8 protein-coding genes are annotated in these 9,496 nt (G+C 72.5%); 6 read left to right on the top strand and 2 right to left on the bottom strand.

The features are described from left to right. Positions 1-273 precede the first annotated feature (273 nt). The gene (locus ACERM0_RS20645) at positions 274-1,887 is read left to right on the top strand and encodes an alpha-amylase family glycosyl hydrolase (RefSeq protein WP_373680524.1); all 1,614 of its coding nucleotides are present in this window, start codon (positions 274-276) and stop codon (positions 1,885-1,887) included. Beyond that, entirely contained in the window at positions 1,884-2,816 is a 933-nt protein-coding gene (locus ACERM0_RS20640) for a carbohydrate kinase (RefSeq protein WP_373680523.1), read from the top strand. Before ACERM0_RS20645 ends, ACERM0_RS20640 begins: the two co-directional genes overlap by 4 nt. 14 nt (positions 2,817-2,830) lie before the next feature. Here the strand turns inward: ACERM0_RS20640 and ACERM0_RS20635 are convergent, their stop codons facing one another. Together ACERM0_RS20635 and ACERM0_RS20630 are read right to left on the bottom strand one after the other, a co-directional pair. Next, positions 2,831-4,216, bottom strand: coding sequence for an NADH-ubiquinone oxidoreductase-F iron-sulfur binding region domain-containing protein (locus tag ACERM0_RS20635; protein WP_373680522.1), 1,386 nt, complete (start codon positions 4,214-4,216; stop codon positions 2,831-2,833). Positions 4,217-4,323: 107 nt separating this feature from the next. Further along, positions 4,324-5,409 carry a polysaccharide deacetylase family protein gene (locus ACERM0_RS20630; RefSeq protein WP_373680521.1) on the bottom strand — a complete coding sequence of 362 codons (1,086 nt, stop codon included), beginning with the start codon at positions 5,407-5,409 and terminating at the stop codon, positions 4,324-4,326. Positions 5,410-5,670: 261 nt separating this feature from the next. Between ACERM0_RS20630 and ACERM0_RS20625 the strand changes: the two genes are divergently transcribed. From ACERM0_RS20625 to ACERM0_RS20610, 4 genes are all read left to right on the top strand, one after another. Further along, entirely contained in the window at positions 5,671-7,278 is a 1,608-nt protein-coding gene (locus tag ACERM0_RS20625) for a putative glycoside hydrolase (RefSeq protein ID WP_373680520.1), read from the top strand. Positions 7,279-7,343: 65 nt separating this feature from the next. Further along, positions 7,344-7,922 (top strand): alpha/beta fold hydrolase, encoded by a 579-nt coding sequence (locus ACERM0_RS20620; RefSeq protein WP_373680519.1) that lies wholly within the window; start codon positions 7,344-7,346, stop codon positions 7,920-7,922. Between the two features lie 289 nt (positions 7,923-8,211). Continuing rightward, the gene (locus ACERM0_RS20615; protein WP_373680518.1) at positions 8,212-8,568 is read left to right on the top strand and encodes a hypothetical protein; all 357 of its coding nucleotides are present in this window, start codon (positions 8,212-8,214) and stop codon (positions 8,566-8,568) included. Positions 8,569-8,670: 102 nt separating this feature from the next. Continuing rightward, on the top strand, positions 8,671-9,234 hold the full coding sequence (locus ACERM0_RS20610) for a hypothetical protein (protein WP_373680517.1): 564 nt from the start codon (positions 8,671-8,673) through the stop codon (positions 9,232-9,234). Positions 9,235-9,496 lie beyond the last annotated feature (262 nt).

The following is a 9,496-nucleotide window of genomic DNA, read 5'->3' as shown; positions in this document are numbered from 1 at the left end:
CGCCCTCGTCTCCCGGTCGTGTCGGCCGCCGCCACGGATTCGGTGCGATGGCAGCGTCAATTCGTGGTGCGGCGGGCAACGCCCGCCGGCATCACCGGGACGATAGACCGGAAAGCCGGGAAAGGGGACCGGATCGGCGCACCGCGAACATCACGTTCGCACCGGTAGCGTGCCGAGGCCCGTCGTCCGCACCGGTAGCGTGCCGAGGCCCGTCGTCCGAACCGCGGGCGGCCCCACGTGCCTCGACCCTCACGACACGGAAGGTGGCGCCCGGTGACCTGGTGGCAGGGAATGGTCGGCTACGAGATCTACGTGCGCTCGTTCGCCGACAGCGATGGTGACGGCTACGGCGACCTGCCCGGCATCCGGGCCCGGCTGCCCTACCTCGCCGAGCTCGGCGTGGAGCTGGTCTGGATCACGCCGTTCTACCCCTCGCCGCAGGCCGACCACGGCTACGACGTGTCCGACTACCTCGGCGTGGAACCGGCCTACGGCACCGTCGACGACGTGGCGAAGCTGGTCGACGACGCCCACGAGCTCGGGTTGAAGGTCGTGGTCGACCTCGTGCCCAACCACAGCTCCAGCGAGCACCCCTGGTTCGTGGACGCACGTTCGTCGAAGGACGCCCGCCACCGCGACTGGTACGTCTGGCGCGACCCCGCACCCGACGGCGGGCCGCCCAACAACTGGGTCAGCCACTTCGGCGGCCCGGCCTGGACCTACGACGAGACGTCCGGGCAGTACTACATGCACCTTTTCCTGCCCGAGCAGCCGGACCTGAACTGGGCCAACGACGAGGTCCGTGCGGCGTTCGTCGACATCCTCGACACCTGGTTCTCCCGCGGCGTCGACGGCATGCGCATCGACGTCGCGCACTCCCTGGTGGAGGACGCGGAGTACCGCGACAACCCCGTCATCGCGCCGTACGACCCGACGGCCCCGCCGCGCGAGCGGTTCGAGGCCTTCGAGCACCTGCACGACCACGACCAGGACGGCGTGCTGGACATCTACCGCGAGTGGAACACCGTCGCGGCCAAGCACCACGCGCTGCTGCTCGGCGAGGTCTACATCCTGGAGACCGACCGCCTGCGCCGGTACGTCGAGGGTCGCGACGGCCTGCACCTCGCCTTCGCGTTCGCCACGTTGCACGCCACCTGGGACGTCGAGGAGATCCGGCCGCTGCTGGCCGAGCTGGTCGAGGCGGGTGGCGAGCACTTCGCCTGGCCGCTGGGCAGCCACGACGACCCCCGGGCGGCGGCCCGTTTCGGCGGCGGCGAGGTCGGCGCCCGCCGCGCGCTCGCCTACTTCACGCTGCTGTGTGCCCTGCCGGGCGTGCCGTTCCTGTACCAGGGCGACGAGTTGGGCCTGGACGACGGCGAGCTGGAGGACGACGCCGCCCAGGACCCCGTGGCCGTGCGCAACCCGGGAGCCAGGGGCCGCGACCCCGTACGCACCCCGATGCTGTGGGAGCCCGGCCCGGGCTACGGGTTCACGACCGGCACGCCCTGGCTGCCGTTCGGCGCCAACCGCCGGCCCGAGGACACCGTCGCGGCGCAGCAGGGCGTGCCCGGCTCGCCGCTCGAGCGGACCCGTGAGTTGCTGCGGGTGCGCCGCTCGCTGCCGGCGCTGCGCGGTGGGGCGGGGTCGCGGTGGCTGACGGACGCCGGGCCGGTCGTGGCGATCGAGCGGGTGCTGCCGGCCGCCGGTGACGGCGGTCGGGTCGTCGCGGCGTTGCACGTCGGCGACGGCGACCCGGACGCGGTCGCGGACCTGCAGCTGCCGGGGGCGGGACGCCTCGTCTACACCAGCGCCGACGGCGCCTCGCTGGACGGCACCGTCCTGCACCTGCCGGCCGACACGGCCGCGATCGTGGAGCTGTCGTCGTGATCGTGGTGGTGGGCGAGGCGCTGGTCGACCTCGCACCCGCGCGCGGCGACGACCCCGACGTGCTGCGCCCGCTGCTGGGCGGCTCGCCGTACAACGTCGCCGTCGGGCTCGGCCGGCTGGGCACCGACACGGCCTATCTCGGGGGGCTCTCGCGCGACGCCTTCGGGCGGAAGCTGGCCCAGCGGCTCGAGGACGAGCACGTCTCCCTGCACCTGGTGCACCGCACCGACGCGCCCACCACGCTGGCCGTCGTGCACCTCGACGACCAGGCGCGTGCCAGCTACGGGTTCTACCTGAACGGCACCAGCGCGGCCGAGCTGAGCGCGGACCACCTCGACGGTTGGCAGCGGGCCGACGCCGTGCACGTGTCCCTGGGCGCCGTGACGCTGGAGACGGACCCCGCCGGCGCGGCCCTCGTCGGGCTGCTGACCGGCGAGCGCGACGACACCCTGCTCAGCCTGGACCCGAACGTGCGGCCGAGCGTGATCGGCGACCTGGGGCGCTACGCCGCGCGGCTGGACGAGGTGGTGCGCCACACGGACCTCGTCAAGGTCAGCGACGAGGACCTCGCCGTGCTCCATCCCGACCGCGGGCACGGCGAGGTGGCCCGACGCTGGGCGCAGGCCGGCCCGGCGGCCGTCGTCGTCACCCGCGGTCCGGACGGTGCCGAGGTCCACCTCGCGTCCGGCGAGGTCGTCGAGGTGCCGGGTGAAGCGGTCGAGGTGGCCGACACCGTCGGCGCCGGCGACGCGTTCACCTCGGGGCTGCTGTACGCGCTGGATCGGGCGGGCACGTTGTCCCGTCACCGGATCCGGGACCTCGACGTCGCCGGTTGGCGCGCCGCGCTGCAGGTGGCGGTACGCGTCGCCGCGATCACCTGCACGCGGGTCGGGGCCGACCCGCCACACGCCGACGAACTGCAGGCCTGACGGCGACACCAGGTTCAGCCGGGATCGCGGATGGCGGCCAGCCGCTCGTCGCGCGGGTCGGCGTCGGCGTAGGACCAGTCGCTGCGCTTCAGGTGGTAGCGCGGGTGGTAGGTCACCTCGCCGTTGGCCTCGTCGATGTGGTCCACCAGCGGGGTGGGCAGGTCGGCGGGCGTGGGCTCGCCCTTCTCCACCGTCGCGACGAACTCGTCGACGAAGGCCTGCATCGTGCTGGCGACCAGCAGCTGCGAGCCGACCGGCAGGTAGCAGCGGTTGGCGTCGGTGACCACGTGGCTGCGGCGCAGCAGCGTCTCCAGGTCGGCCTGGGTCGCCTCGCCGCGTTGCACCTTGAAGAGCAGCTCCGCCATGGCGATGTTGCCGAGCTTGCAGGCGTTGCACTGGCCGCAGGACTCGATGGCCAGGAACCGGATCAGCACCGCGAGCACGTCGACGATGCTGCGCGAGGAGTCGTAGACGATGAACCCGCCCGAGCCCATGCCGGCACCGATGTCACGCATCTCGTCGAAGCCGAGCGGGACGTCCAGCCGCTCGGGAGTCAGCACCTGTGTGGAGACGCCGGAGTAGACCGCCTTGATGTCGCGCGCCCCGGCGATGTCGACCAGCAGGGTGCGCAGCGGCGTCCCCAGCGCCAGCTCGTAGACGCCCGGGTTCTCCACGTCGCCGACGACGGTGAACACCATGGTGCCGGGCGACGACTCCGTACCGGCCTGACGGAACCAGTCGGCGCCCTTGGCCAGGATCCAGGCCACGTGGCTGAGCGTCTCCACGTTGTTGACGATGGTCGGGTTCGGGACGCTGGTGGTCGCGTTCAGGCCCTGCTCGTAGGGGCGGACGATGCGGGGCATGGGCAGCTTGCCCTCGATGACCTCCAGCATCCCGGTCTCCTCGCCGAACAGGTAGGCGTCCGGGCCGAGGACGAGGTCGATCCGGTCGGCACCGGGCCATCCCGCCGCCCGCACCTCCTCCAAGGCGGTGCGCAGACGTTCCACCGGGCCCGTGAACTTGGCCTTGATGCCGATGTGGGCCCGGTCGGCGCCGGTGGCGTGCAGTGCGATGCAGATGCCCTCGAGGAACGCATAGGGCTGCTGCTCGATCAGGACGCGGTCCTTGTAGGTGCCGGGTTCCCCCTCGGCGGCGTTGGCCACCAGGCTGAGGCGCCCGCCGGCGCTCGCCGCCGTCTCCAGGACGCCACGCCACTTGCGCGCCGTCGGGAACCCTGCACCGCCGCGCCCCCGCAGGCCGGCACGACCGATCTCGTCGATGATCGCGTCGGCGTCCAGCTCCAACGCCCGGGCCAACCCGGCACCGCCACCCGTGGCGAGGTGCTCGTCGAGGTCCCGGACGGGGGCGGCGGGCAGGAGACGGTCGGCATCGCTGTGCACGGAAGGCTCCGAGAGCGGGCGGGAGAGGAGATGCCAGCGTCCCTGCCCGGTCACGGCCCGCGCAAGCGCCCTGTCCGTCCGTTCGGGTACGGCGGCGCCGCTTCGGATCAGTACGGGTTGGCCCGATCGGCGTGGGCGGGGTCGAGGTCGTCCTCGAACTCGGCCGGGAACGAGATCGTGTCCGGATCGCCGTCGGAGACGTACTTGCGCTCCGGGTGCTCCTCCAGGACCTCCAGCCAGAATGCCGAGCCGTAGTCCGGCTCACCGCCGTCCCACGACGGCGACGAACGGATGCGGGGCACCCCCAGCGGGTCCCAGTCGGCGTGGAAGGGCGACACCGCCGGTCCCGAACCGACCAGCAGCACCGCCTCGTGGGCGTAGGACACGCCGTCCGCCTCGCCCTCGCCGGCCAGCTCGGGTTGCTGCGGCCGGATGCCGAAGGGCAGCGACAACGTCTGCGTGGCCTGTCCGGTCAGCTGCTCGACCATGCCCGAGGTCGCCGCGAGCTCCCGCTGCACCTCGGCGTCGCCGAGGTTGGACAGGTTCGCGTGCGTGTGGGTGTGGTTGCCGATCTCGTAGCCGCGACCGGCAAGCTCGGTCAGCAGCTGCTCGCCGCGCTCACCACCGCCGAACAGTGAGCTCGTGATGACGTAGAACGACGCCGCGGTGGCATCCCAGCCGTCGTGGGCGGCCGCGAACTCCTCGAGGATGCCGACCTTGGTGTCGGGCAACACTTCGCCGTCCTCGTCGAGGGCGAACTGCTCGCGGGTGGAGTCGTCGAAGGTGAGCACCACCGGCGACGCGCCCGGCGGCAGGTCGATCGTGCCGGCGGCGACGTCGGCCATCCGCACCGGGCGGTAGTCGTGGTCGTACAGCCACTGCAGTTCGTCGCGGAACTCCTCCGGGGTGAGGTCGTAGTCGCCACCGCCGTCCGGGAGCAGGCGGTGATACATGAGCACCGGGATCTGCCCGAGTTCGTTGGCGCCGACCTCGGCCGGGTCGGGCAGCTCCTGGGCCGCCGCCTCGGCGTCGGGGTCGGCCGCTTCGGGGTCGGCCGCGTCGGGCTCGGCCGCGTCGCCGTCCGCGGCCTCGTCCGGGGCCGGACCGGCGTCCGCGACGGCGCCCGCGTCGTCCGGCGCACCCGGCGCGTCCGCCTGGCCGGCGCATGCCGAGGCGGCCAGAGCGGCGGCCACGAGCGCCGGAACTGCTGACGTGCGGACAGGGCGCGTCCGTCGCGCGCGACTGCAGAACCCCACGGTGCCCCCGGGTGCCGACGATTCGTGGACGCGCGACCGTATCGCTCGTCGGGACATCTGCCACCAGAGTGCACGCTCCGGACGAACCGGTAGGGTCGGGCACCGTCTCGCCGCCAGGGGCCTGTTCGGCAGTGTCGCGGCGAGGCGCCGTCGCAGCGGGTGACGGCGCGGGAACGACGATGCAGACGGGGAACCCGGATGACCTTGCTCGGTGTGCGTCCTGCCCGGATCCGGCTGCTCGGGGTGGCCACCGCCGCGCTCGTACTGGCCGGCTGCGGCGGCGGCGAGCCAGCGCTGGAGTACAAGGGCCCGGACGAGGGCGCGCTGCTCAACGGGCAGGACCTCGCCGAGGCCGCCTGGGAGGTCCACGGTGAGGAGGGTGTGCCGGAGACGGTGCGCCTCGCACTCGACGGCCAGGACGTCGACGCCGACCGTGGCGACACGACGCTGCGCTGGGCCCCGCAGGACCTCGACGACGGCGAGTACACCCTCGCCGCGCTGCGCCAGGCACCCGACGCGGACGAGCCCGAGGTGTTGCACGAGTGGGCGTTCGCGGTCGACGCGACCCCGCCGGAGATCGAGCTCACCTCCCCCGACAGCGCGGTCGTCGCCGGCGAGCCGGTGTCGGTGGCCGGCACCACCGAGCCCGGCGCCACCGTCAGCGTGGCCGGGCAGGAGACCACCGCCGGTGACGACGGCGGCTTCGCGGTCGAGCTGCCCGAGGCGCCCGAGGGCGACCTGGAGATCGTCGCCGTCGACGCGGCCGGCAACGCCAGTGACGACCAGTTCACGCTGGTGACCGTCCCCTCGCGCGTCGAGGTCGACCACGTCCGCAGCGTCCACGTCACCCCGCACGCCTGGGCCACGGACAGCTTCCGCGAGCGCATCCTGCAGATGGCCGACGACGGCATCATCAACTCGGTCGCGCTGACCCTCAAGGACGAGGGCGGGCGTATCGGCTGGAACAGCGAGGTGGAGCTCGCGATCGCCTCGGGGGCGAACGAGGGCGTCTACGACCTCGAGGCCACGATCGCCGCCCTGCACGAGCGCGGCATCCACGTGGCCGGCCGGATCGTCGCCTTCCGCGACCCGATGCTCGGCCCCTACGCGCGCGACAACGGCGACCTCGACTGGCTGGTGCAGACGACCGACGGCGAGCCCTACACCGGCCGCTACGAGTGCTGCTTCACCAACTTCTCGCACCCCGAGGTGATCGAGTACAACCTCGCCATCGCCGAGGAGGCCGCCCGCGCCGGCGTCGACGACATCCTGTGGGACTACATCCGCAAGCCGGACGGGCCGCGGGAGAACCTCGTGCTCGAGGGCATCCCGAACGACGAGCCGCTCGAGCCGGCCATCATCGAGTTCACCCGGCTGGCCGACGAGCGGCTCTCCCGCTACGGGGTCGGGCACGGCGCGTCGCTCTACGGCATCGCCGCCGACCGGCCGACCCAGATCGCCCAGGACGTGCCCGGCATGTCCGAGTACCTCGACTACGTCGCGCCCATGATCTACCCGTCGCACTGGGGCCCGGGCGAATACGGCGTCGCCGACCCGAACCGCCAGCCCTACGACATCATCGACGCGACGCTCGAGGTGTGGAAGGAACAGGTCGAGGGCACCGACACCCGCATCGTGCCCTGGCTCGAGGACACCACCTACCGCGCGTGGGACCGCCCGCACCAGGTCCGCGAACAGATCCGCGCCGCCCGGGACCACGACATCCAGGAGTTCCTGATGTGGGACCCCAGCGTCCGCTACACGCTGGAGGCCTACGACACGATCCCGCGTGGCCGCGAGGAGTGACGGCACGCGTGGGCCGGTTCGCTAGCGTCGGCCCCGTCGAAACCGTCGTCGTCCGGAGGTCAGCGGTGCCACACGCGCAGCTCGACGGCCACCAGGTGCCGTTCGAGGACGTCGGGGGCGAGGGGCCCCCGATCCTGCTCAGCCCCGGCGCCGACTCCACGGCCGCGACGCTGCGCGAACGCCTCGACGTGTTCGGCGCGGTCTACCGGCTGCTCGCGTGGGATCCGCCGCAGGTAGCCGCTCAGGGGTCCGACCGGATCCGCGAGCATGCGCGGATGGCCCTCGACCTGCTGCACCACCAGGGCATCGAGCGTGCCGTCTTCGCCGGTGACGGCGTCGGCGCGCTGATCGCCGTCCGTGCGGGGTTGTCGGCGCCGGACCGGGTGCGCGGGCTGCTGCTGTTCGACCTGCCCGGCGGTGAAGTGGACGAGCTACGGCGGCTGTACGAGCTGGACATCCCAACGCTCGTGGTGCACTCGGGGGCCGGCGGCCGCACCCGCGACGAGGTGACGGCGCTGGCCGAGGCGCTGCGCGACAACCGCGGCGTGCACCTGCTCGACGACGAGGACCCGGCACTGGCCACCACCCGCGCCGCCGCCGTCGACGCCGCCATCCGCGACTACCTCGAGTCCCTCCCCGCCTGACCCTCCCGCAGTTTCCGCCGCTGGTGACGGAAACCTCTCAGCGAGCACCCCCTGCCCCGCTCACCGAACGACGCTTTCCGTCGCCAGTGACGGAAACCTCCCAGCGAGCACCCCTGCCCCGGCTCACCGAACGGCGCTTTCCGTCGCCCGTGACGGAAAGTGCTCGATCCCGCGTCCCGGGGGTGACGCCGTCGGCGTGCGGATTCGCCCTCCACCTGGCCAAGGCGCTTTCCACAGGGCCGGAAGAACGCGCGGCGACGATCCGGCCGGCGGCAGTGATGCTCCACCCATGGACACACACCCCACCGACCGCACGCTCGGCGCGGACGCGGGCGACATCGAGTCCGCCGAGACCGAGCCCGAGTCCGACACCTCGATGTCGTGCGCCTACGACCTCGCCGAACAGCAACACGGTGTCATCGGGCGCTTCCAACTCGTGGACATCCTCGGGGCCGGACGCGCCGACCACCTCCTGAGGATCGGCCGGCTGGAGCCGGTGGTCCGCGGCATCTGGCGTGTCCGAGGTGGCGCGGTGCTGCCCGAACAGCCTGCCTTCGCGGCCGCCCTCCGAGCACGGCCGCAGGGCTGCGTCACCGGCCCCGTGGCTCTCGGGCTCTACGCGGTGCCGGGCTTCGTCGGCGCCTAGGCGTTCGAGATCCTCACGGCTCGGCATCGCTGGCTCCAGAACGTCGATTTCCACCATCGCCCGGATCTGGCGCCACGTCGAGGCACCACGGCGTACGGGGCCGTGCGGGTCGCCGGCCCCCTCGATGCGCTGATCGACAGTGCCGCATTCCGTTCGGAGGTGAGTGATCGCGAACTGCGAGTGGCGTGGGACCACCTTCGTGGAACGGGGAAGGTGACGGTGGATCGGCTCCGTCGACGGATCGCCCGACTCCGCGAGATCGCGCCGGGCGCCGACGTCCTGGAGCAGGTGCTGGATGCAGCCGGCGGCGACCGCATCGAGTCCGAAGGCGAGCGGTTGCTGTGGCCCTTCGTCTCTTGCTTCGAGCCGGGCTTCGACCCGCAGGTATGGGTGACACCCCGGCGCCGGGTCGACTTCTTCTGCCGCCGCTGTCGTTTCGGTTACGAGTATCTCGGCAGGGTGGACCACGAGCACGTCGCACGGCGCATCGCCGACGACGAGCGGGACGCGGAACTCCGACGCGAAGGGATTCGGCTCGGGTATGTCACGAAGGCGGACATCGACGAGCCGATGTCGTTGTTCAGCACGATGGTTGCCAGCCTCACGGTGCGGGCCCACGAGCTCGGCGTCACTCCTCCGGTCGCCGTCCGCTCGCCCCGCTTCTGAGCCACCGGCGCCAGGTCCCGTCGTCCGGGCCTGGCCGTCGGTTTCCCGCGCCGGCGACGAAAACCGTCCGCGGAGCCGGGCGGTGACAGCGCCGGAGCAGGGGTTTCCGTCACCCACGACGGAAACCGTCCGCGGAGCCGGGCGGTGACAGCGCCGGAGCAGGGGTTTCCCGCACCGGCGACGGAAACCGTGACTGGTGGGGGGCTGGGGACGGGCGACGCCCCGGCCGGGAACGGCCGGGGCGTCGTGCGGTGCTTCGCGG

This window comes from Egicoccus sp. AB-alg2 (assembly GCF_041821065.1).
Classification (GTDB): domain Bacteria; phylum Actinomycetota; class Nitriliruptoria; order Nitriliruptorales; family Nitriliruptoraceae; genus Egicoccus.
This window is presented reverse-complemented; position numbering and strand designations above follow the sequence as displayed.